At 71.7% G+C, this 21,190-nt stretch carries 22 protein-coding genes; 7 read left to right on the top strand and 15 right to left on the bottom strand.

Annotated features, from left to right (window positions below; translation table 11 throughout):
- Nucleotides 1-36: 36 nt before the first annotated feature.
- From TTY48_RS08720 to TTY48_RS08710, 3 genes are read right to left on the bottom strand one after another with little or no spacing between them, the layout of a single operon-like run.
- Nucleotides 37-1,500 carry an NAD(P)/FAD-dependent oxidoreductase gene (locus tag TTY48_RS08720; protein ID WP_220657123.1) on the bottom strand — a complete coding sequence of 488 codons (1,464 nt, stop codon included), beginning with the start codon at nt 1,498-1,500 and terminating at the stop codon, nt 37-39.
- Nucleotides 1,497-2,426 carry a patatin-like phospholipase family protein gene (locus tag TTY48_RS08715; RefSeq protein ID WP_220657122.1) on the bottom strand — a complete coding sequence of 310 codons (930 nt, stop codon included), beginning with the start codon at nt 2,424-2,426 and terminating at the stop codon, nt 1,497-1,499. The genes TTY48_RS08720 and TTY48_RS08715 overlap by 4 nt, the downstream gene beginning before the upstream one ends.
- Nucleotides 2,423-3,316, bottom strand: a complete 894-nt coding sequence (locus TTY48_RS08710) for an SDR family oxidoreductase (protein WP_220657121.1) — start codon at nt 3,314-3,316, stop codon at nt 2,423-2,425. The genes TTY48_RS08715 and TTY48_RS08710 overlap by 4 nt, the downstream gene beginning before the upstream one ends.
- A 96-nt stretch (nt 3,317-3,412) precedes the next feature.
- Between TTY48_RS08710 and TTY48_RS08705 the strand changes: the two genes are divergently transcribed.
- On the top strand, nt 3,413-4,042 hold the full coding sequence (locus TTY48_RS08705; RefSeq protein ID WP_220657120.1) for a TetR/AcrR family transcriptional regulator: 630 nt from the start codon (nt 3,413-3,415) through the stop codon (nt 4,040-4,042).
- 7 nt (nt 4,043-4,049) lie between these two features.
- Here TTY48_RS08705 and TTY48_RS08700 read toward each other — a convergent pair whose 3' ends face one another.
- Nucleotides 4,050-4,193, bottom strand: a complete 144-nt coding sequence (locus TTY48_RS08700) for a hypothetical protein (RefSeq protein ID WP_220657119.1) — start codon at nt 4,191-4,193, stop codon at nt 4,050-4,052.
- A 163-nt stretch (nt 4,194-4,356) separates the two neighbouring features.
- Between TTY48_RS08700 and TTY48_RS08695 the strand changes: the two genes are divergently transcribed.
- Together TTY48_RS08695 and TTY48_RS08690 are read left to right on the top strand one after the other, a co-directional pair.
- The gene (locus tag TTY48_RS08695; protein ID WP_220657118.1) at nt 4,357-5,655 is read left to right on the top strand and encodes a lipase family protein; all 1,299 of its coding nucleotides are present in this window, start codon (nt 4,357-4,359) and stop codon (nt 5,653-5,655) included.
- A 38-nt stretch (nt 5,656-5,693) separates the two neighbouring features.
- A complete protein-coding gene (locus TTY48_RS08690) occupies nt 5,694-6,251 on the top strand; it encodes a YdcF family protein (RefSeq protein ID WP_220657117.1) in 558 nt (185 codons plus the stop codon).
- Nucleotides 6,252-6,259: 8 nt separating this feature from the next.
- On the opposite strand, the gene TTY48_RS08685 is transcribed toward TTY48_RS08690, so the two are convergent.
- The 4 genes from TTY48_RS08685 to rfbC all read right to left on the bottom strand — a co-directional run bounded on the left by TTY48_RS08685 (nt 6,260) and on the right by rfbC (nt 9,321).
- Complete coding sequence (locus TTY48_RS08685) at nt 6,260-6,637, bottom strand: hypothetical protein (RefSeq protein ID WP_220657116.1); 378 nt, start codon at nt 6,635-6,637, stop codon at nt 6,260-6,262.
- Complete coding sequence (locus TTY48_RS08680; RefSeq protein WP_220657115.1) at nt 6,634-7,083, bottom strand: hypothetical protein; 450 nt, start codon at nt 7,081-7,083, stop codon at nt 6,634-6,636. Before TTY48_RS08680 ends, TTY48_RS08685 begins: the two co-directional genes overlap by 4 nt.
- 5 nt (nt 7,084-7,088) lie before the next feature.
- Complete coding sequence (locus tag TTY48_RS08675; protein WP_220657114.1) at nt 7,089-8,609, bottom strand: sugar transferase; 1,521 nt, start codon at nt 8,607-8,609, stop codon at nt 7,089-7,091.
- Between the two features lie 157 nt (nt 8,610-8,766).
- Nucleotides 8,767-9,321 (bottom strand): dTDP-4-dehydrorhamnose 3,5-epimerase, encoded by a 555-nt coding sequence (gene rfbC, locus TTY48_RS08670; RefSeq protein ID WP_220657113.1) that lies wholly within the window; start codon nt 9,319-9,321, stop codon nt 8,767-8,769.
- 52 nt (nt 9,322-9,373) lie between these two features.
- Here rfbC and rfbA point away from each other — a divergent pair, with 52 nt between their 5' ends.
- Nucleotides 9,374-10,246, top strand: a complete 873-nt coding sequence (gene rfbA, locus TTY48_RS08665) for a glucose-1-phosphate thymidylyltransferase RfbA (RefSeq protein ID WP_220657112.1) — start codon at nt 9,374-9,376, stop codon at nt 10,244-10,246.
- On the opposite strand, the gene TTY48_RS08660 is transcribed toward rfbA, so the two are convergent.
- On the bottom strand, nt 10,191-10,877 hold the full coding sequence (locus TTY48_RS08660; RefSeq protein WP_220657111.1) for a DUF1361 domain-containing protein: 687 nt from the start codon (nt 10,875-10,877) through the stop codon (nt 10,191-10,193). The genes rfbA and TTY48_RS08660 overlap by 56 nt on opposite strands.
- 45 nt (nt 10,878-10,922) lie before the next feature.
- A complete protein-coding gene (locus tag TTY48_RS08655; protein ID WP_220657110.1) occupies nt 10,923-12,377 on the bottom strand; it encodes a hypothetical protein in 1,455 nt (484 codons plus the stop codon).
- Nucleotides 12,378-12,527: 150 nt separating this feature from the next.
- On the opposite strand from TTY48_RS08655, the gene TTY48_RS08650 reads away from it, so the two are divergent.
- Nucleotides 12,528-13,103: a dTDP-4-dehydrorhamnose 3,5-epimerase family protein gene (locus tag TTY48_RS08650; protein WP_374758685.1), complete on the top strand. Its 576-nt coding sequence runs from the start codon at nt 12,528-12,530 to the stop codon at nt 13,101-13,103.
- A 24-nt stretch (nt 13,104-13,127) separates the two neighbouring features.
- Here TTY48_RS08650 and TTY48_RS08645 read toward each other — a convergent pair whose 3' ends face one another.
- Complete coding sequence (locus tag TTY48_RS08645) at nt 13,128-13,655, bottom strand: hypothetical protein (protein ID WP_220657109.1); 528 nt, start codon at nt 13,653-13,655, stop codon at nt 13,128-13,130.
- A gap of 71 nt (nt 13,656-13,726) precedes the next feature.
- On the opposite strand from TTY48_RS08645, the gene TTY48_RS08640 reads away from it, so the two are divergent.
- Entirely contained in the window at nt 13,727-14,821 is a 1,095-nt protein-coding gene (locus tag TTY48_RS08640) for a glycosyltransferase family 4 protein (RefSeq protein ID WP_220657108.1), read from the top strand.
- Here TTY48_RS08640 and TTY48_RS08635 read toward each other — a convergent pair.
- Genes TTY48_RS08635 through TTY48_RS08625 form a run of 3 tightly spaced genes read right to left on the bottom strand, consistent with a single transcriptional unit; the run spans nt 14,799 to nt 19,236 of the window.
- Nucleotides 14,799-15,809: a glycosyltransferase gene (locus TTY48_RS08635; RefSeq protein ID WP_220658512.1), complete on the bottom strand. Its 1,011-nt coding sequence runs from the start codon at nt 15,807-15,809 to the stop codon at nt 14,799-14,801. The genes TTY48_RS08640 and TTY48_RS08635 overlap by 23 nt on opposite strands.
- Nucleotides 15,810-15,817: 8 nt before the next feature.
- On the bottom strand, nt 15,818-17,794 hold the full coding sequence (locus TTY48_RS08630; protein ID WP_220657107.1) for a glycosyltransferase: 1,977 nt from the start codon (nt 17,792-17,794) through the stop codon (nt 15,818-15,820).
- On the bottom strand, nt 17,791-19,236 hold the full coding sequence (locus TTY48_RS08625) for a flippase (RefSeq protein WP_255585589.1): 1,446 nt from the start codon (nt 19,234-19,236) through the stop codon (nt 17,791-17,793). Before TTY48_RS08625 ends, TTY48_RS08630 begins: the two co-directional genes overlap by 4 nt.
- Before the next feature lie 143 nt (nt 19,237-19,379).
- On the opposite strand from TTY48_RS08625, the gene TTY48_RS08620 reads away from it, so the two are divergent.
- Complete coding sequence (locus tag TTY48_RS08620) at nt 19,380-20,435, top strand: glycosyltransferase family 4 protein (protein WP_255585588.1); 1,056 nt, start codon at nt 19,380-19,382, stop codon at nt 20,433-20,435.
- A 33-nt stretch (nt 20,436-20,468) separates the two neighbouring features.
- Here TTY48_RS08620 and TTY48_RS08615 read toward each other — a convergent pair whose 3' ends face one another.
- Nucleotides 20,469-21,110 carry a hypothetical protein gene (locus TTY48_RS08615; protein ID WP_220657104.1) on the bottom strand — a complete coding sequence of 214 codons (642 nt, stop codon included), beginning with the start codon at nt 21,108-21,110 and terminating at the stop codon, nt 20,469-20,471.
- Nucleotides 21,111-21,190 lie beyond the last annotated feature (80 nt).

Genomic DNA, 21,190 nt, shown 5'->3' with positions numbered 1-21,190 from the left:
CGCGGGCTCGGTTCTCACATCGAGGTGCGGAGCAGGTCAGGGCGTCCTGGCGGCCACCCGGAAGTCGCGGTCATCGGGGGTGCTGAGCATCTCCACCATGGTCGCGCGGTCGAACGGCCACAGATCGATGCTGCCGCCCTCGGTGAAGTACCAGGAGTTGCACCCGGTGTTCCACACCGTCGGGCCCATCGCCTCCGCCACCTGCCGGTTGAAGCCGGCGGTCGCCTCCTCCGTGACCTCGACCGTCGCGATCTCGCCGCGCCGGAAACGGTCGAGCCACTGCGCGATGTACTTCGCGGTCAGCTCGGCGGAGAACTGCAAGGAGATGGAGCCGGTCGGCGAGTTGGGGCCGAGCACGGTGAACAGGTTCGGGAAGCCGGGGATCGCGGTCATCCGGTAGGCGCGCGGACCGTCGGCCCAGGCATCGTCGAGCTTGATTCCCTCACGCCCGGTCACCTGCATCGGCCGCATGTAGTCGTGGGCGCGGAAACCGGTGGCCAGCACCAGGACATCCGCCGGATGCAGCCGTCCATCGGCGGTCCGGACGCCCTGGCCGGTGATCGCGGTGATGCCCTCGGTCACCAGTTCCACGTTCTCGCGTTGCAGGGCGCGGTAGTAGGTGCCCGAGACCACCTGGCGCTTGCACAGCGGCTCGAAATCGGGCGTGAGCTGTGAGCGGAGTGCCTTGTCGCGCACCTGTGCCCGGAGCGAGAGGCGGGCGTAGGCCTGCACCGCGCGGCGCCGCCAGGAGGGCGTGGTCACGATGTCGGCCAGGATGCCCGAGCCCCAGAGCAGGCCCCGGTGCACGGCGTCGAGGGCCTTCGGTGCGCGCTGGAACAGCGCCGTGATCGCGCCGAACTGGGGGATCCGCATCGGTGCCCACAGCACCCACTGCGGCGAGCGCACGAAGTGCGTCACCGACCGCGCCCCCGGTTGTAGCGCCGAGACCACCTGCACCCCGGTCGATCCGGTGCCGATCACGGCGATCCGCTTGCCGTCCGTGACGAGCTCGTCGTCCCAGCGTGCGGTGTGCACCACGGTGCCGTCGAAATCGGCGAGTCCGGGGATGTCGGGGATCGCGGGGTTCTGCAGCACACCGGTGGCGCACACCACGAAGTCGGCGGTGATGCTCTCGCCGGTGTTCAGGGTCAGCGCCCAGGTACCGGTGGCGTCGTCGAACTCCGCCGCGAGAACCTCGGTGTTGCACCGGATCCGATCGCTGAGGCCGAGCTCGTCGACCACGTCCCGGTGGTAGCGCTGGATATCGGGACCGGTGGCCCAGATGCGTTCCCAGTCGGGCTTCGGGGCGAACGCGAACTGATAGATCTGCGAGGGCACATCACAGGTGAGTCCGGGGTAGTGGTTCCAGTACCAGACGCCACCCACATCGGCGCCCTTCTCCAGCACCACCCAGTCGGTGAATCCCTGCTGCTGCAGCACGTGCGCCGCCGAGATGCCGGCGACACCGGCACCGATGATCACCACGCGCGGTTCGGTCACCGGGTCACCGCCTCGCCGGACAGTGCGCGCCGCACGGCCTCGGGTGCGGTGCGCTGCGCGGAAGCGAAGGCCTGCGCCCGCTTGCCCCGCGCCATGAAGTTCGCGCCGAGCCCGGCGAGATCGGCACCGTCGGGCGCGATCACGGTGACCTTCTGCCCCCGGGCCCGGGCCACCGCCACCTCGCGCCAGAAGACGGTGGACATGGGCCGGCGCAGCACGGCCTGTTCGAGCAGTCCGCCCAGGCCGGGACCGCGGACGCCGGGCGCCGAGGCCATCGAGACGATGGCGTAGATCTCGTCGGCATCGTCGGGGCCCACCAGATCGAGCGAGGCGGTGGAGGCGGCGCCACCGTCCACGAAGGTGCGGCCGCCGATGGTGACCGGCGGCATCCAGGCGGGGATGGCCCAGGACGCGCGCAGCGCCTCACCCGCCGTCGCCGACGGTGCGCCGGGCGCCCCGAAGGCCACGCGCTCGCCGGTCGCGGGTTCGTAGGCGACGAGGCGCGCCCGGTCGGGGACCGGAGCACCCGGGCCGAGCGTCGAATCCGCGAGCTCCTGCAACCAGCTCGCGTCGCCGCGACCGCGCGGCGCGATGCCCGTGAGGGGCGCGTGACCACCGGTGCGGCTCCACAGCGTGGACGGCTGGGTGGGGAGCGAGAAGGGGATGCGGGGCAGCGGTGCCGGGGTCGCCGCGAGGTGGCGGATCAGCACCGGGTCGTCGGTGCTCTCCTCCTGCATCGCCACCAGATCGTGCGGCGAACAGCCGCCGGAGAGCATCGTCACGATCTCGGCGCCGGCCGAGGTTCCCTGCAGCACAGCGGCTTCACGGGGATCCCAGTCGAGCTGATCGGCCAGCGCGGCGAGGGCGGCCATGGTCCAGGCGCCGCCGATGGTGCCGCCGCAGCCGATCACCAGGGCGCGGCTCATCGGGTGGCCTCCTCGGCGTGTGCGGAGGCGTGCCGCTCGATCCGGTCGGTGTAGGCCTTGCGCGCCGAGCCGTCCACATCGAGCGCGCGGCGGTCGCCGGCGAGCCTGCGTGCGAGCCGCTCGACCGGCTCGGGGACGAAGGCCTCCACCAGGCTCCAGCCCGGTGCCACCCACTTCGGCACCGAGGTGCGGGCCGCGCGGGTGCGCAGGGTGTCCAGGGCGGCGGCCGCGACGTCCTCGGGGTCCACCGTGGGCAGGGCACCGCCGAGCTGCGCGCCCGAGGAGAGCTCGGTGCGCACCGCGGCGGGCAGGATCGCGCAGACCGCGACGCCGGTGCCGTCGTACTCCCGGCGCGCCCCGAGTGAGGCGCCGAGCGCGGCGAACTTGCTGGCGTTGTAGGTGAGCATGCCGGGGATCGGGATCATCCCGGCCATCGACGCCACGTTCACCACGTGGCCGCGGCCGCGGGTCACCATCGACGGGATGGTGGCGCGCATGCCGTTGAGCATGCCGCGCACGTTCACGTCCAGGATCAGGTCGGTGGTGGACTCCGCCTCGGTCTCGAAATGGCCGAGCGGCATCACGCCCGCGTTGTTGACGAGCACGTCCACCGGGCCCGATTCCGCGGTCACCTCGGAGAGGAAGGCGGTCCAGGATGCGCGGTCGGTCACGTCGAGGCGGCCGGCGTGGGCGCCGGGGATGCCGCGGGCGGTCTCGGCCGCCACCTCGACATCGACATCACCGATCCACACCGTGGCCCCCTGCTGGGCGAACAGCCGCGCCGTGGCCGCGCCGATGCCGCGCGCGCCGCCGGTGATCACCACCACGGCACCGTTGAGGTCGGGGCGGCGCTTGCCGCCGATCGGGAGTAGGCCGTTCCATGCCGCCATCGCGAGTCCTTCCATCGGGTCCGCACGGACCATTCAAAACCCACGGTATCTGAATACTGGTGGTTTTTGAATACCGGAGGGCGTTATCCTTTTCGCATGGCGAGGCTGACCCGGGCGGAACAACGCGCGCAGACCCGTGCTGATCTGCTGATCGCCGCCCGCGAGCGATTCCTGGCCGTGGGCTACGCGGCGGCCAGCCTCGACGACATCGCCGATCGGGCCGGCTACTCCAAGGGCGCCGTCTACTCGAACTTCGTCGACAAGCCGAATCTGTGCCGCGAGGTGCTGCAGGACCTGCACGAGGAGAAGGTCGCCGAGATGGCGGCGCTCATCACCGGTCCGGGCGATCTGCAGGACCGCATCGACGGCCTCGCCGAGTGGGTCGAGCGCACCGTGGGCGATGTGGGCTGGACGATGCTCGAACTCGAGTTCGTGACCGTCTCCCGCAACGATCCGAAGCTGCGGGAGATGGTGGTCGAACTCCGCACCGCCGCGCATCGCACGGTGGTGGACATGCTGCGCGGCCTGCTGGGCGCCGACGACGAGGACATCGACGTGGCCGAGGCGGAGGCGGAACTCTACGAGCTGGAGGCCACCGCGGATCTCCTGCTCAGCGCCGGTATCGGGCTCGGCATCCAGCGCGCCGTCGATCCCACCCTGTCCGCCGAGCCGGTGATCGACACCATGCGCAGCACCCTGACCCTGCTCGCCGCGGGCGTGCGCTGACCCGGAACTACAGCAGCACCAGATCCTCGCGGTCGACCGCGACGGCGCGGCCGTCGTCGAGCTTCACCGAGACCGCGTCCTTCTCGGTCCGGAGCACCGTTCCGTAGGTCAGCGCCTCGTCGCGGAGCTGCACTCGATCACCGGGGGTCATGGCGGTCACCTCTTCTAGATGTCGGAATCAGCAAAGCTAGCCGGTGGAACGGATTCTTGAGGCCGGTTCATCGGATGTTCACCATCGTTGAATGGGACAGATTATTCAGATCTGTCCCAAAGCCGTGTATGGTCGCACGGACCGCCGAATCAGGAGGACCGATATGACGGCCGTGAGCACGCGCCTCGAGACCGCCGAGCAGTGGCCCGCACCCGCGGAGCCGCAGCAGGTGGGCGTCGATCCGTTCTTCGACGCACCCGCAGGCTTCGCGGAGGCCCCCGTGGGCACCGTGCTGCGCTACCGCGACGTCACCGTCGGCTTCCTGGGCCGGATCAAGCAGCGCGTGCGCGCCACCCAGCTGCTCTACCGCACCGTCAACATGCACGGCGAGCCCGAGGTCACCGTGACCACTGTGATCGCGCCCCGCCGCGGCGCGAAGCCCGGTGCCCCGCTGGTCTCGTACCAGTGCGCGATCGACTCGCTGCACCCCAAGACCTTCCCCTCGTACGTGCTCCAGCACGGCGTGCGCACCGAGGACGCCTCGTTCCCGCAGATCGAGTACCTGTTCATCGCCGCGGCCGTGGCCAAGGGCTGGACCGTCTCGGTGCCCGACCACGGCGGCCAGACCGGCCGCTGGGGCATCCCCCGCGAGCCCGGCCACATGGTGCTCGACGGCCTGCGCGCCTGCCTCGCGCACGCCCCGCTCGACCTCGCGCCGGACACCCGCATCGGCGTGTGGGGCTACTCCGGCGGCGGGCTCGCCACCGTCTGGGCGGCGGAGACCGCACCCACGTACGCGCCCGAGCTGAACCTCATCGCCAGTGCCGTGGGCGCCCCGGTCTCCGATCCGGGCAACGTTTTCGTCTACCTCAACAACACGCTCTTCACCGGGCTCCCCACCCTCGTGATCGCGGCGCTCGCCCGCGAGTACCCCACCCTGCGTGAGGTACTGGCCGAGCACGTGGACGACAAGGGCCGCAAGCTGTTCTACGAGGACGCCCTCGAATGGTCGCCCGAGCGGGCCATCCGCAAGATGGCGCACAAGGACTTCGGCTACTACTGCGATCTGCCCTTCGACGAGATCGCGCGGCTGCCCAAGCTGCTGGAGATCTTCGACGACATCCGCCCCGGACAGTCGGCCCCCACGGTGCCGATGCTCGTGGTGCAGTCCACCAAGGACCAGATCTCCCCGGAGCAGGACGCCGCCGCGCACGTGGGCCGCTACGCCGCCGGCGGTACCCACGTCGAGTACCGCACCGACCAGTGGAGCGACCACTTCTCCATGCACTTCATGTCGGCGCCCCTGCTGCTCGGCTGGCTGGCCGACCGGCTCGACGGTAAGCCGGCCGGGGCCGCCGGGCACCGGCACAGCCGCTCGATCATGGCCTCGCCGAAGCAGATCGGCCGCACTCTGCGGCTGGTGGGCACCGCGGCCCGGGTGGCCGCGGGCGGCCGGTTCTGATTCCTCCCCGCCGCTGAGCTGCCGGTAGTCTGGCGGCCGTGTCGAAGATCAAGATCGCGATCTGGAGTACGGCCGTGCTCGTGGTCGTGGTCCTCGGCGTGGTCGCGGCCGTCGGCTACCCGATGTTCGGCAAGGCCAAGGAGGATCCGCTCGAACGCGTGGACGCGGTGGTGGTCCTCGGCGGCGAACACGACGGTCGCGAGCAGTACGGGATCGATCTGGCCCGGGAGGGCTACGCGTCCACGGTCGTGCTGTCGAACCCGTACGAGTCGCACGATCCGGTGATGGCCCCGCTGTGCGATCGGCGGATCGACGGGATCGAGGTGCTGTGCGAGGTGCCCGATCCCTCCACCACCCGCGGTGAGGCCCTGTTCACCGAGCGGCTCGCGAAGGAACGCGGCTGGAAGAAGGTGATTGTGATCAGCTGGCGGTACCACCTGCCGCGGTCCCGCTTCATCTTCGGTAACTGCTTCGCCGGGGAGACCGTGACGCGCGCGGTGCCGCGTGGCTACGATTTCGGCCCCGCCGATTGGGAGCTCATCTACCTCTACCAGAGCTTCGCCATGCTCAAGGCCACCGTGCAGGGCGGCTGCTGACCGCGGGCTCAGCCCACCCGGGGCAGCTTCACGTACGCCAGGCCCAGCAGGTCGAAGGCCAGGTAGCCGAGCATCGCCGCCGCCACCGAGGCCCCCACGATCACCGCGACCGCCGCCGCGGCCCGCACCGGGCGCTCGGCGCGCACCAGGCACCACGCCAGCGCCGCGAAGGAGACCATCGTTCCGCACAATCCGGTGAGGAAGGCCCCGACCGGGGAGGCGTGCGCCGCGGCGCCCGCCCGGGCGATCGCCCCCAGCGCCATCGATGCTGCCGCGACCAACAGCAGCAGCGCGGTGGCGCGGTTCTCCGGCGAGAGGCGGGCGCTGCGGTAGGCGACGATCGCGCCCAGCGCCCCACCGGCCGCGGCGAACGCGGTGACGATCACGAGGCCGCACCGTCCGTGTCGACGGCGTGCGCCTCGGGGCCGCCGGACCGCCGGGTGAGGGCGGATGCCGCGGAGTAGCCGGCGACTCCCGCGATCAGCGCGACCACGGGCGTGCCCACCAGGAAGACGGCGCTGCCGATCCCGGCGTGCACCGTCAGGCCCACCGCCGCATAGCTCGCCACCGGCGTAATCCCGCAGAGCAAGCCGATCACGAGGGCGCGGGGAAGGCGGGGCAGCCGGGCGCCGGCGCCACCGAGGAGCGCACCCGCGGCCAGGCAGCCCGCGCCCACGAGGAGCAGGGTCACCAGTGGGAGGCTCGCGGCGCCCTGACCGGTGTCGTCGGCGTGCGTCTGCACGTAGTAGGTGATCGCTGCGCCCACCGCGCCGCCGGCGGCGACCGCTGCGCTCTCGGACCGCGTGGCGCGGGGGATAGGACTGTCCGGCATCCGGTTCAGTATGCGCCGCTCGACCTGACGACGGTCCGCACGGTGCGCGCGACGATCGACAGGTCGGTGAAGATCGACCAGTTCTCCACGTACCCCAGATCGAGGCGCACGGACTCGTCCCAGGACAGGTCGGACCGCCCGCTCACCTGCCAGGCACCGGTGATGCCGGGCTTGACCAGGTGCCGGCGGCGCATCACCGGCGGGTACTGCGCGACCTCGGCGGGCAGCGCCGGCCGCGGACCCACCACGGACATCTCACCCGTGAGCACGTTGATGAACTGGGGCAGCTCGTCGACGCTGTAGCGCCGCAGCAGCCGGCCCACCCGCGTGACCCGGGGATCGTCGGGGATCTTGAACAGCACGCCGGCGCCGACGTCCTTGTCGGCCAGCGTGTCCCGGTACCTGTCGGCACCGTCGACCATGCTGCGGAACTTCACCATGCGGAAGGTCCGGCCGCGCGCACCGACGCGTTCGGCCCGGTAGAACAGCGGGCCGCGGGAATCGATCTTGATCGCGATCGCGACGGCCACGGTGAGCGGCAGGGTGAACAGCAGCGCGGCGAGCGCGAAGACGATGTCGAAGGCGCGCTTGGCCAGACTGTCGGCCCGGCGGTGCTGCGGTCGGGCGATGGACAGCATCGGCATGCCGCTGACCGCCTGGTACAGCACCCGGTGTCCGGCCACGTCCACCACGCCGGGGGCGAGCACCAGCTCGACCTGCTTCTCGTCCAGTTCCCAGATGAGCTTGCGGAGATCGCCGGGGCCGAGGGTGTCGGTCGGGGTGAGCGCCACGGCCCGCGCGCCGGTCCTGTCGATCGCGGCGAGCAGGGTCTGATCGGATCCGATCACGGGGACCTTGGTGCCATCGTCGAGCGGGACCACCTCGTGCAGCTCGGACTCGCTCTCGGGCAGGCAGATCCCCACCACCTCGGCGCCCGTGCGCGTCTCGCGCAGCAGTGCCGCGGCGGTGGCCCGGCTGGCGTAGTAGCTGCCCACCACCAGCGTGGGAGTGCGGAACTGCCGGCTGTCGTGGGCGCGGACGCGGCGTCCCCACAGCAGGCGGCACAGGAGCACGCCGCCCAGGGCGACCGGGAACGAGGCCTGCATGACGGACTGCAGGAGCGGGGTGTGCACGTAGGCCTCGACGATGGCCGTGATGCCGAAGACCACGATGGTGGCCTGGATGACGTGGCGGTACTCGGCCGAACCCAGCCGCAGTAGCGGCACGGCGAGGGCGCGGGAGCTGCTCAGCGCACCCACCCAGATCGCATGGATCGCGAGGATGATGATCACCGAGGCCAGCGGGGCAGCGCCCGCGCGGATGGCGGCGGCGATCCCGGAGGCGGAGGCGACGGCGGCCACGACCAGATCGTCGGTGAGGACGGCGCCCCGCGGCAGGCTCGGGGTGGTGGTGGAGCGGTCGCCCGGTGCCGGCGCGGAGAAGGGCGCGGTCTCGGGCGTCGGGGCAGGGGGCTGACCAGCGTGCACGGCTGCGCCACGGGTGGTCTCGGCGGATAGTTCCGTCATTGGTCGCGCACCTCCGTCCGCTGGTTCGAGGCGGGCCCGCTCGATTACCCGCGTCACGATACCTTGTGCAATCGCGTTGCAGAACACCCCGGGGTTGATCCGAAGTTGCGGCCTTGAGCAGGCCTTTCGGACCCCTATCTAAGTGGGATCGCGCTGATCAGCGCAGACGCTCGACGAGGTCTTTCCACGAGCCGGCGGCGGCATCGCGAGGTGAGATCAGTGTCACAGGTAGCGGCCAGTGAATCCCTAAACCTGGGTCGTTGTAAGCCACCGCCAGGTCCTCTTTCGGATCGTGCGGGCGGTCGATCCGGTAGCAGACATCGGCCACCGGCGTCAGCGCCTGGAATCCGTGCAGGAAGCCCGGCGGCACGTACAGGTGGTGGAAGGCGTCGTCGTCCAGCCGGAAGGTCGCGTGCCTGCCGAAAGTGGACGAATCGGGCCGGATGTCCACGAGCACGTCCAGCACGGCGCCGTGCGCGCACCGCACCAGCTTCGCCTCGCCCCGCCCCGAGCGCCCGTGCATGCCCCGCACGACGCCGGCGTGGGACCGCGATTGCGAATCCTGAACGAAGCTCGCCGAGGCCCCCGGCCGCCCCAGGTGGGCGTCGAAGACCTCCGCGTCGAAGGTCCGGGTGAACAGTCCCCGCTGATCGCGGAACGGCTCCGGGATCAACAGCACCACGTCGTTGAGGTCGGTCTGCTCGATGCGCACGCAAACATGGTGTCATGCGCGCCGCACCGGCCATCTGAGGCACGATGGGCGAATGCGCGGAATCATCCTGGCCGGCGGCACCGGCAGCAGGCTGCATCCCATCACCTTGGGCGTGAGCAAGCAGCTGGTCCCGGTGTACGACAAGCCGATGATCTACTACCCGCTGTCCACGCTGATCCTGGCCGGGATCTCGGACGTGCTGGTGATCACCACCCCGCACGACCGCGAGGCCTTCACCCGGCTGCTCGGCGACGGCAGCCAGTTCGGCATCGCCATCACCTACGCGGTGCAGCCGGAACCCGACGGTCTGGCGAGCGCCTTCCGCATCGGGCGCGAGCACATCGGCGGTGAGTCGGCCGCACTCGTGCTGGGCGACAACATCTTCTACGGCCCCGGGCTGGGCTCGCAGTTGCAGCGCTTCTCCGGCATCGACGGCGGCGCGGTGTTCGCCTACCGGGTGTCCGATCCCGAGCGGTACGGCGTGATCGAGTTCGACGCCGACGGCACGGCGCTCTCGCTCGTGGAGAAGCCGGAGCACCCGCGGTCGAACTACGCCGTGCCCGGCCTGTACTTCTACGACAACGACGTGGTCGAGATCGCGGCCGGCCTGCAGCCCTCGGCGCGCGGCGAACTGGAGATCACCGATGTGAACCTCGAGTACCTGCGCCGCGGGAAGCTCCAGGTGGAGGTGCTGCCCCGTGGAACGGCCTGGCTCGACACCGGAACCGTGGATTCGCTGCTCGACGCGGGCACCTACGTGCGCACCATCGAGCAGCGGCAGGGCTTGCGGATCGGGGTGCCCGAGGAGGTGGCCTGGCGCCGCGGTTTCCTCACCGACGATGAGCTGCGCGTGCGCGCGGAGCCGCTGGTCAAATCCGGATACGGCGCGTATCTACTGAATCTCCTTGCCGCGGAGCGGAACTAGATACCGTGGGCGTCAGCGACCAGATGGTCAGGTAGGCCAGACCGTAGAAGGCCGCGACGGCGAAGGCCACACCCGTCGATTCCACGTGCGCGAAGGGTGAGCCGATCCATCCGAAGGTGGCTGCCACCACGTCGTCCGGGCGGGTCACCAGGTCCCACGAGTTCCACCGCTGGAACCGGCCGATCACCACGCCGATGGCGCACAGCGCCACCGACAGCGCCACGGCGAGCCAGCCCCACCGGGCGCCGAACTCACGCGTGAGCCGCCGGTGCACCAGGAGCAGCGAGATCACGCCCAGCAGGATGCCCGTCCACGCCGCGAAGCCGTACTGCAGCACGTGCCGCCACAGGTTCGCGCCCTCGCCGAGGTGCACGAGGTCGGTCACCAGGTACGGCGAGTTCGGCAGGAAGGCGAGCCAGCCGAGGCCGAGGGGCACGAGCCACGCGCGGCCGCGCACCGTCGCGAACCCGATCGCGCACAGCATGGGGATCCAGGCGAGGAAGAGGTTCCACACCAGGAACCGGGTCGGATAGAACAGCGGTGCCTGCGGGTCGCTCACGCCGAGGGCGACGGTGAGCGCGGTGGTCGCGAGCAGGGACGCCACCAGGAGGACGCCTCGGGCCTTGGTCATCGGACCAGTGTGCCCGGTGCGCGGCGGTGTGCGCCGCGGCCGCGGTCAGGGGGCTGTCGTGGTGGTGGTCGGCGCGGGCCGGGTGGTCGTGGTGGTCGCCGGTGGCGTGGTCGTGGTGGTCGCAGCCGCCGTCGTGGTCGTCGGGGCGGTCGTGGTGGCCGAGGGCCGCGGGGTCCGGGACGTGGCCGACGGTGCCGCGCGGGTGGGCTCGGTGGTCGTCGATTCCGGTGCGGTGCTCGACGCTGTGCCGGTGCCGGGCGCAGGCGTTCGTGTCCCGGAGCCGCCGGTGGCTGGGGCGGTCGTGGTGGTGGTGTCGGCGCTCGGGGCGGTGGACCGCGAGGTGGATTCCGACGTGGTGGACGCCGATGTGGTCGACTCCGGTGTGGTGGATGTCGACGTGGACGCGGCACGGCTGGTCGCGGATGTGGTCGTCGCCGTGGCGGTGCGCACGTCGGCATCGGCCCCGTACACCTGCGCGAGATCGGCGCGCGAGCCGCTGTACAGGGTGGCGCCCTTGATCGCGGCGGCCGTCGGGATCAGCACGGCGGCATCGGTGTTGGGGTTCTCCGGGAGGCGTTGACCCGGGGTGGCGGTCAGCAGCTGTACCCGGCCGTCGGACGGGATCCCGGCCAGTGTGACGCCCGGGTAGGCGGGCGGCGCGATGTAGGTGGTGGTCGACGTGGCGGTGGCGTAGCCGGGGATCCAGGGGGCCACCACCCGCGACTGGTCCCGGGCCACCACGGGCTGGCCCGGGGTCACCGCCCAGACCGGGTAGTACGCCTCCGTGCGCCGCTGCGGGTTCGGGCGGGCGTACGGATTGCGCGGCAGGTTCAGCCCGATCGAGACCGAGATCAGTGGCTGCGGCTTGGGTTTGCTCCAGGTGGGCGGGTACACCCACATCACCGGAACGTCGGGCCGGAAGTCGCGCTCGAACCACGGCGTGGGCCACGACGGCCGCTCCCAGGGCTTGGGCTGGCCCGGATGCCAGGGCCGCACGCCCAATTGGCGTCCGTACACCGTCCAGCAGGTCTGCGTCTGCACCTCGGTGCTCGCCGCCCAGTCGTTCCAGCGCCCCGTCTCGCAGATCTGCCGGAACGCGGCGATCTGGTGGGGCGTGTACCGCCAGGGGGCGGTGCCGGTGGGCCGCTGCAACTGCGGCGGCGGCGGAGTCACCTGATCGGGTGCCACGGGTAGGCCGGGAATCTCGGGAGCCTTGGGGTAGTAGACCGTGGTGTCCCCGGACGTGGCGGTCACGGTGCCCTGTTGCAGGCCCGCGTTCGCCACCGCCTGTGCGGGGACCGGATCGCCCACCATGGACACCCCGGCCTCGGGGACCGGCACACCGTCGGTCTGCCAGGCGCCCGGGTTGGCGGTGAACCGGTCGCCGGTCACCGGGCTCCACGAGATCGGGCTGTCCTTCTCCTCGCCGGAACCGCAGGAGGCGACAGTGGTGGCGGCGAGGACGGCGGCGAAGGCCGCGCCGAGTTTCCGTGCGTGCATGGGTGATCCGATCCGTTCGGGCTGGTACGTCGCGCGGATTCGTCACGCCTGCCGGCCCGCCGCAGGGCGGACCGCTTCGCCCACTGAAACACGGCGTCCCGTGCCGGTCAAGTTCCGTCGGTAGGATCGCAAGCGAAAGGGGCGTGAGTCATGGGAGTGCAGGCGCGCGGTTTGACGGTGCCCGGGGCGTTCGAGTTCACGCCGCAGCAGTTCGGCGACGATCGCGGCCGGTTCCTGGAGTGGTTCAAGGCTTCCGAGTTCGAGGCGGCCACCGGCTCGCCGATGCCGGAGCTGCAGCAGGCGAACTGCTCGGTGTCCGCCGCCGGGGTGCTGCGGGGCGTGCACTACACACTGAATCCGCCCGGCCAGGCGAAGTACGTGACCTGCGTGCGGGGCGCCTTCCTGGATGTGATCGTGGACCTGCGACGCGATTCGGCCACCTTCGGCACCTGGGACAGCGTCCTGCTCGACGATGTGGACCGCCGTGCGGTGTACCTCCCCGCGGGCCTGGGGCACGCGATCCTGTCGCTGGAGGACCAGTCCACGGTGATGTACCTGTGCTCGTCCGAGTACGCCCCCGATCTCGACCGGGAGATCGACGCCTTCGATCCCGATCTGGCGATCGACTGGCCCACCACGGGGCGCGACGGCGCGGCGCTGCACTACGTGCGATCCGCGAAGGACGGCGCGGCACCGTCCTTGCGCGAGGCCTTCGGCGGCGCCTGAGCCGTGCGGCGGCGCGGCGGGCGATCAGTGCGCGAGCAGGGTGTACATGTGCCAATCGCCGCCGTCGGCGCCGATCAAGCCACCGGCGGGCGGGGCCGACCAGCCCTCGTCCAGGAACCCGAGGCCGACCAGCGCGGGCCCCGACGGTGCCGCGGGCGGCAGCGATATGGCGACTCGGCGCAGGTCCGGACCGGCGGCCACGAGCGCTCGGGCGAGCGCCGCCACCGCCCGGTGATCCACCGGACCCCGCGGCCCCGATGCCGGATACACCTCGGTGGTCGCGGTGCCCCCGTCGTACCGGCACAGATACGTCGAGGAATCCGAGCCGATCGACACCTGGTAGGCGGTCAGGGCGCCGCTGCGCACGGCGGCCGCCGCGGCCGATGCCCGGATTCCCGAGGCCAGGGCCGCGCGCTTGGTCTGATCCGGCGTGCACGGCGTGAACCGCACCCCTTCGATCGGGGGGAGTTCCCGGGGTGCGGCGCCCGCGCGGTACTGCGCCAGGGCGCGGCGCGCCTGACGCACCCCGATTCGGGCCCTCGCTACGGTCATCGCTGCACGGTCGGCCAGCTCGTCAGATCCCACGGAACGGGAGTGTAGCGGGTTTTGCATATGCTAAGACGATGAACGAGCCGCTCCGCGTCCTGCTGGTCGGGCCCGCACCGCCGGGTCCGGATAGTCGCGGCGGCATGGCCACGGTGATGGGGCACATGGCCGCGCACCCCGGCGCCCGGATCACCGTGGTGCCCACCTACGTGGACGGCACCCCCGCCGAACGGCTCCGGGTGGGCGTGACCGGGATGCTGCGTGCGGCGGCGCTCGTGCTCCTCGGCCGGGTCGACGTGCTGCACGTGCACCTCTCGCACGGTGGCAGCGTGGTGCGCAAGGCGGTACCGCTGTGGGCTGCTCGCCTGCGCGGAGTCCCCGCCGTGGTGCACGGCCACAGCTTCGATTTCGGCGGTTGGATGCGGCGCCTGCCCGCCCCGGCGCAGGCCGTGGTGCGGGCGGCCCTGCCCGCCGATGAATGGCTCGTGCTCAGCACCGGCCTCGCCGAGGAGTACCGCGCGGCGCTCCGGCTCCCCGCCGACCGCGTGCGCGTCCTGCACAACCCGGTGCCCTCCGGCTCCGTCGCCGCTCCGGACCCGCGCGGGGCCGAGGTGCTGCAGGTGGTCTCCCTGGGCCGGCTCGGTGAACGCAAGGGCAGCTACGACCTGGTGCGCGCCGTGGCCCAGCTCCCGCCCGAGGTGGCCGCGCAGCTGCACCTCACGCTCGCGGGCGACGGCGAGGTCGAGCAGGTACGGGCCGCCGTCGCGGACGCGGGCGTCGGCGCGACGGTGACGGTGCGCGGCTGGGTGGACGCCGCGGAGCGGGACCGGCTGCTGGCCGCGAGCCACGTCTTCGCGTTGCCGAGCTACCACGAGGGCCTGCCGATGGCGCTGCTCGAGGCGATGGCCGCCGGGCTCGCACCGCTCGCCACCGGGGTGGGCGGCATCCCGGACGCGATCGCCGACGGGGCCGACGGCGTGCTGGTGCAGCCGGGCGATACCGCGGCCCTCGCCGCGGCGCTCACCGCCATGGTCCGCGACCGCGAGTCCACGGCGGAACTCGCCGCGGCCGCGCGCGAGCGCGCCGACGACTTCGACATCGAATCCTGGTACGAGACGCTCGGCCAGCGGTGGAACGCGCTGCTCCCGGTCAGGCCCGCGCGGCGCGGCTGAGCACCTCGTCGAGGCGAGCCGCCGAAACCGGGGCCGCGTACTCGGCGAGGTAGTGGGCCCGCGCCGCGGTCCCGCGGCGGGCCGCCTCGGCGGGATCGGCCAGCGCGTCGAAAGCCGCTGCGAGCCCGGCCACATCGTCCACCGCGATCGGCGGCTCGCCCGGCGGCTGGAACTCCGGCAGCGCACCGCGGTCGGAGACGATCGGGGTGACGCCGAGCTGCATGGCCAGTACCTGCACCCCGCTCTGCGTGGCCCGGCGGTAATGCGCCACCGACCCTTTGGCGGCGGCGAGCGGCGCGATCACATCGGCGTAGGAGTAGGCGCCGGCCACCCGGCGCACGTGCGGCGCATCGCGCAGCGGCGCGTCACCATCGCCGATGAGCACCAATTCGTCTCCGCGCCACCCGGGGCCGGTGGCATGACGCTCCCACGCCCGGAGCGTGACGTCGAGGTTCTTGTAGCCGTTGAGCCGGCCGACCGCCACGAAGTCCCTGCGGCCCTCGGCGGCGACCACCGGGGGAACGAGCGATTCGGCCAGATCGCTGGTGAGCGGCGCGAATCCGTCCGCTCCCACGGCGCCGCGGACGTAATCACTGAAGGCGACGGTCGCCGCGGCCGAACCGCCCCAGCGGTCGAACAGGGCGCGTTCCCAGCGGGGGAGGGCCTCACCGGAATCGTGCGGGCGGTCGTCGTGCACCAGCCGCACCCGGGGGGCGCGGCCCGCGAGCGCGATCCACCGTGGATCCCGCACCAGTTCGGTGACCACCACATCGGGCGCGAATCGCCTGGCCTCGCCCAGCGTGCGCGCGAACGGCGCCCACGTGGCCGGCGTCTTGGGCCGCGGATCGAGGACCCACTCGTACGGCCGGGCGGCATCGGATTCGGGGTGCTGATCGGAGGTCACGAGCACCACCTCCCAGCCGCGGTCGGCGAGCGCCTCGCAGTACACGCGCGCCAGCGGGCGCATCCACGGCGACAGCCACAGCAGGCGGCCGCTCACCGCAGCACACCCGCGAAGGCCGCCTCGTAGGCATCGGCCATGGCCTCGATCGTGTACCGCTCGCGCATCCGGTCGAATCCGCGCTCCCCGAGCTGCTTCCACCGCGCGGTATCGGCCAGCAGTTCACTCAGCGCGGCGCGCCAGCCGGCCACCGTGATGTCCTCCACCACGGCGCCCGCGCGGCCACCGTCGAGCATGTCGGGCACCGCGCACACCGCCGATGCCGCCACCGGCACCCTGCGCGCCATCGCCTCCAGGATCACCAGCGGGAAGGCCTCCGAGCGGCTCGGGACACACACGAGGTCGGCGTCCGCGAGGGCGTGCTCGGGTCCCGGCGACCATCCGCGCCAATGGATCCGGTCGCGCAGATCGCCGGGCGTGAGCGCCTCGAGGCGCGCGCGATCGGGACCGTCGCCGAAGATCGACAGCTCCCACGGGAGATCGCGCAGGCCGGCCAGGGCCTCGACCAGCAGGTGCGGGTTCTTGTGTTCGACGATGCGCGAGAGCATCACCAGATGCGGCGGTCCGGTGACCGGCGGACGGGCGGGAACGCCGTCGAGGGAAGCGGCGGAGGCCACGCCGTTGGGGGCGGTGAACACCGTGGAGCCGAGGTCCTGATGCGCGGTGGCCTCCTCCCAGTGGCGAGGCGAGAGGGCGATGAATCCGTCGGCCCGGCGCATGGCCGCGGCCAACCCCGCCGAATACGTCGGCCGGTCGAGCTCCGGCGGAATATGCGCCGCCACCAACCACTTCCGGTCCCGACCGGCGGCCCGCCACAGGGTGGCGAAACCGGTCTCGGTGTTGGTATCGCCGCTGATCAGGATCTGCGGTCCCGGCGGGAGGTCGAGAGCCGGAGCCCACCACGGCTGGCGCACCACCCGCACACCGTGCGGGATCTCGCTCACCAGCGGGCCGAACCGTTGCATGCAGACGATCGTCACCGGGTAGCCGCGGCGCGCGAGCTCGGTGGCCAACACCACGTGCTGGCGTTCGGCGCCGCCGAAGACGAGCCGGTTGGTGGTGATCACGATCGCCGGCTTCGCCGCGGCCGGGGCTCGCGTGGCCGCACGCTTGGACCGCTGCACCCGGTCCAGGAGCGAGGCCCCGGCCAGGTAGCCACCGGCCGCGCGGGCGCCGAGCTCGTGCTCGAGGTTCAGGGCCGTGTTGGCGCGCAACAGGTCCGTGGAACGACGGCTCGCGGCACCGTCGTTACGGACCGTGCCGTGCCCGCTGTGGTCGATCCCGGCGTCCCCGGTGAGCAGCAGCCGCCATCCCGCGGCCCGCGCCCGCGCCTGCCAGTCGGATTCCTCACCGTAGAGGAAGAACTCCTCGTCGAAGGGCCCCAGCGCGTTCCACGCGTCCCGGGAGACCGCGAGGCAGGCGCCGGTGAGGTAACCGGACACCTCCTCCGGCGGATCGGCGTAGAGATCGGACAGCGGTGTGCCGCGCAGGCGCTCGGCGTATCCGGCCCGCGAGACCAAGGCCCGCAGCACTCCGCGGCGGCGGTGCGCGACGTCCCAGGGGCGCCGGATCCCCGCCCCGTCCTCGGGATCCCGCACCGGGGGAGCTGCGGCCGCGACGCCGGTGCGGCCCAGCGCGGCGCGCGTTGCCGTCAGCCCGTCCCGGATCACCGCATCGGGATTGAGCAGCAGCAGATCGTGATCGGGCACCTCGGCCGCGATCCGGTTGACGCCCGCGGCGAAACCGTGATTGCGGCCGTCCCCGAGGTACCGGGCATCGGCGAATTCGCCCACCACGGCGGGGACCTCGGGATCGGCGGGGAAGGAGTTGTCCCACAAGAGGACCGGTGTTCCCGGGAGGTGCTCCGCCACCGACGTGAGGCACTGCCGGAGATCGCCGGGGTTGCGGTAGGCGACGATCGCGACGGCGAGATCGCGCCGCGTGGGCACGGCGGGCGGCGGCGCCGAGCGCAGTCCGCCCGCCAGATACGCACGGTCGAGCTCGCGGCTCACGGTGTGCTCCCTTCGGAGGCGGTGGATTCGGGGGCACCGGGCTCGTCGGACTCCTCGCCCTCGGCGCGGGCCACCATCTGGCGCACCGCCGCGGGCCGGACGGGGCCGAGCACCGCGTTGACGACCAGGTAGACCACCCCGGCCAGGAGTGCTGTGAGAAGCACCGGCTGATCCCGCAGTAGGACGCAGACGGCCGCCGTCGCGGCGAGCGGAACCGTCAGATGCAGGCAGAACCGCCACGGCGTGCGGTACGGGCTGCGCCGGGTGAGCCGCCAGGTGGCCACCAGCAGGCCCACGGTCTCGCTGGCGATGAGCGCGACACTGGCACCCGCGGCGCCGAAGGGCGGGATCAGGATCAGGTTGAGCACGATGTTGCCGATCAGGTTCACCACGTTCAGCCGGAGCAGGAAGACCTGATCGTGGGCGGCGAACAGTGCCTGGCTGAGCACCGCGTTCACGAACCGGATGGCCACCGCGATGAACAGCAGTCCCAGTGCGATACCGCCGATCTGGACGAACTCGTCGTCACTGATCAGGTGGATCAGGCCCGAGGAGAGGATCACGCCGATCACCACCATCGGGGCGCCCAGGAACAGCATTGCCTGCATGCTGCGCACCGTGAACCGGGCGAACTCGTCGCGGTCGGTGGCCCACAGGTTGGTCATCGTCGACAGGGCCGAGGCGAGGTACACCGTGGAGATCACCGTGGCGTTGAAGGCGATGCCGTACGCGAGGCTGTACCCGCCCAGCTGCTGCGGCGTGCTCAGGATGCTGAGCAGGAAGGCGTCCGACCGCCAGTAGAGCGCCGCGATGATGAGCACGCCCGTCTGGGGCAGGCTCTCCCGGACCAGGTGCCAGCTCTCGCTCGCGGAGAAGATGGGCGTCACGTCCACCAGCCGGCGGGCCGCCACCGCCTGGATGACCAGCGCGATCAGCGGGGGGATCACCTGGACCGCGGCGAACCACACGAGCGGTGCGTCGATCGAGATCAGCCACACCGTGCCCGCCAGCGAGAAGACGCGGCCGAGCACATCGGAGGCCGCGACCGCGCCGAATCGCACGTTGGTCATGAAGATCGGCTGGAAACAACTGCTCAGCGTGGTGAGCACCAGGCTGGTGGAGACGATCGCGATCATCGCGATCACCTCCGTGCCCTGATCGGCGTAGATGCCCCAGCCCATGAACAGGGTCAGCGCCCCGAGTGGCACGCAGTACGCGAGGGACAGGCCGATGCTCACCCGGACCAGGTGTGCGAGATCGTCGACGCCGGAGGTGACCCGGCGCACGATCACGGAACCGATGCCCAGCTCGGTGAAGCTGGTCCACAGGCCCACGAAGGCGATCGCGGTCTGCAGGTGGCCGTACGAGGTCAGCCCGAGGTGACGGCTGGTGAGCGCCATGGTGAAGATCGACGCCATGAGGCCCACGACGCGCGCCACCATCTGCAGCCCGAAGGCGCGGGCGATGCGCCCGGAGGAGGCACGTCCCTGTGCAGTGGGGGGCTGGGTACCGTTACCCTCTGTTGCGATCGAATAATCGGGCACGCCCGATTCCGGGGCGAGGTCGAGCGGAGGATCAGGTGCGGGTGACGGTGCCGCTGGCCGGAGGTCTGTCCGAGCAGGACTGGGCTCGCCGTCACGACGCCGGTGAGGTCCCGGATCGTTCACCGTACGGCCTCCATCAACTGGCGCGGCACGACATCGACGTGCGTTTCGCCACCGCAGGATTCGGCGCCGGACCGGGCGGCCGGGCCGCCTCCCGCGTCGCTCGCGCCGTGCGCCACCGCACCGGCGGCTACGAATTCGTCGAGGCCCTCACCGGCAGCGGCCGCACCGGCGATGCCGACGCCGTGCTCGCCTACGACGAGCGGACGGGCGTGCCCGCCCTGCTCACCGGACGCACGCCCGTGGCCGCCGGCATCGGCTGGCTCACCACCCGCGCGGGGACGGATCGCGTGCACGGTGCGCTCGCCGCGAAGGCTCTGCCCCGCGCCGGCGCGGTGTGGGCGCAGTGCTCCGCCGTGCTCCCGGTGATCGGCGCCGAGTGGGGCGTACCGGAGTCCCGCCTGCAGTTCATCCCGCTGGGCATCGATACCGACTTCTACTGCGAGCAGCCCCTGCCCGAGCGTCCCGGCCTGGTGATGAGCGCGGGCGAGGATCGCTTCCGCGATCACGCCACGCTGATCGCCGCCGTGGCGGCGGTGCGTGAGCGGCGCGCCGAGACCCGCCTCGAACTGGCCTCCGCGCTCCCCTTCGCGGCCCCGGAGGGCCTCGTCGCCCTGCACACCGAGCGGCTCAACGGCCGTATCCGCGACCTGTACCGCCGCGCGAGCGTGGTGGCGGTCGCGTTGCACCCCACGGTGACCGGGTCCGGTCTCACCGTGGTGCTGGAGGCGATGGCCAGCGGCCGGCCGATCGTGGTCACCGACAATCCCGGTATCGCCGACTACGTCGAGCACGGAGTCACCGGCCTCACCGTTCCCGCGGGCGATCCCGCGGCACTCGCGGCGGCGATCGAATCGCTGCTCGGCGACGATGCGCTGCGGATCGAGATGGGGCGCCGCGCCGCCGAGCGCGCCCGGGAGCGGTTCACCTCCGACGTCATGGCCGATCACCTCGCCCGGATGCTGCGCAGGATGTGATCGTTCGACGGTCCGCGCGGGAAGCGGGACGGATCATGCCTTCGCCCACTTGGCGATCGCGGCCCGGTTCTCCGGCGTGTTGTCCAGGTACGAGATGTCGTGATCGGCGGGTGCGCCGGCGTAGGGCCGTAGGGCGTGCCGACGGCCACCGTCGGAGAAGCCCAGGATCTGCAGACCCGGCCGGGTGGCCGCGTTGGCCGCGGCCGCGGGCACGATGACGCGGTCCAACCGGTACTCGGGCTCGAGCACCATGCCGACCGCCGTCGACAGGGTCCACGGTGTGATGCGGGTCTTGGTGGGGGCGATCCAGCCGTACATCTCACCCGAGCGGGTCGCATCGTCGATACCGCACAGCCCGACCTCGCCGAGGAACTCCTCCCCGTGGGCGTCGCGCCGGTAGATCACCAGCGGCAGTGTGCGGCGGCTCCGGTACCCCTCGATGAGGGGTGTGGCGTACTCCACCCAGGAAGTGACGTCGTTCTGTTCGGCCCACGTCCTGCCCTCCGCGGCGAACGCGGGAGCCAACCGGTCTTCGCAGCGCAGACGCGTCTTCTGCCAGGGCCGGAAGTCGCTCAATCGCATGTGACGCACTTCGTAGTCGACCCCGTCGAGCCGCATCGCGGCCACGGTCCTGGCACGGCCGGAGGCCAGGCGGGTTCGAATACTACGCAGCATTGCTTCATTATAGAGTTGCAAAGTCGGCGTTTGCTCGGTGCCGCTGACCAGTGCTCGCGGTGCGGAGCCAGGGACCAAGG

The organism is Tsukamurella sp. TY48 (genome assembly GCF_019656655.1).
Classification (GTDB): Bacteria; Actinomycetota; Actinomycetes; order Mycobacteriales; family Mycobacteriaceae; genus Tsukamurella; species Tsukamurella strandjordii.
The sequence above is the reverse complement of the archived record's forward strand: the minus strand, read 5'-3'. Positions and strand labels throughout refer to the sequence as shown.

Excerpts from the sequence above, each read along its gene's own strand:
- rfbA (WP_220657112.1), top strand. The coding sequence starts at position 9,374 with ATGCGCGGAATCATCCTGGCCGGCGGCACCGGCAGCAGGCTGCATCCC.
- TTY48_RS08700 (WP_220657119.1), bottom strand. The coding sequence starts at position 4,193 with ATGACCCCCGGTGATCGAGTGCAGCTCCGCGACGAGGCGCTGACCTAC.
- TTY48_RS08650 (WP_374758685.1), top strand. The coding sequence starts at position 12,528 with ATGGGAGTGCAGGCGCGCGGTTTGACGGTGCCCGGGGCGTTCGAGTTC.
- TTY48_RS08640 (WP_220657108.1), top strand. The coding sequence starts at position 13,727 with ATGAACGAGCCGCTCCGCGTCCTGCTGGTCGGGCCCGCACCGCCGGGT.
- TTY48_RS08625 (WP_255585589.1), bottom strand. The coding sequence starts at position 19,236 with ATGGTGGCGCGCGTCGTGGGCCTCATGGCGTCGATCTTCACCATGGCG.
- TTY48_RS08660 (WP_220657111.1), bottom strand. The coding sequence starts at position 10,877 with ATGACCAAGGCCCGAGGCGTCCTCCTGGTGGCGTCCCTGCTCGCGACC.
- TTY48_RS08680 (WP_220657115.1), bottom strand. The coding sequence starts at position 7,083 with ATGCCGGACAGTCCTATCCCCCGCGCCACGCGGTCCGAGAGCGCAGCG.
- TTY48_RS08615 (WP_220657104.1), bottom strand. The coding sequence starts at position 21,110 with ATGCTGCGTAGTATTCGAACCCGCCTGGCCTCCGGCCGTGCCAGGACC.
- TTY48_RS08675 (WP_220657114.1), bottom strand. The coding sequence starts at position 8,609 with ATGACGGAACTATCCGCCGAGACCACCCGTGGCGCAGCCGTGCACGCT.
- TTY48_RS08705 (WP_220657120.1), top strand. The coding sequence starts at position 3,413 with ATGGCGAGGCTGACCCGGGCGGAACAACGCGCGCAGACCCGTGCTGAT.
- TTY48_RS08695 (WP_220657118.1), top strand. The coding sequence starts at position 4,357 with ATGACGGCCGTGAGCACGCGCCTCGAGACCGCCGAGCAGTGGCCCGCA.
- TTY48_RS08710 (WP_220657121.1), bottom strand. The coding sequence starts at position 3,316 with ATGGCGGCATGGAACGGCCTACTCCCGATCGGCGGCAAGCGCCGCCCC.
- TTY48_RS08655 (WP_220657110.1), bottom strand. The coding sequence starts at position 12,377 with ATGCACGCACGGAAACTCGGCGCGGCCTTCGCCGCCGTCCTCGCCGCC.
- TTY48_RS08715 (WP_220657122.1), bottom strand. The coding sequence starts at position 2,426 with ATGAGCCGCGCCCTGGTGATCGGCTGCGGCGGCACCATCGGCGGCGCC.
- TTY48_RS08645 (WP_220657109.1), bottom strand. The coding sequence starts at position 13,655 with ATGACCGTAGCGAGGGCCCGAATCGGGGTGCGTCAGGCGCGCCGCGCC.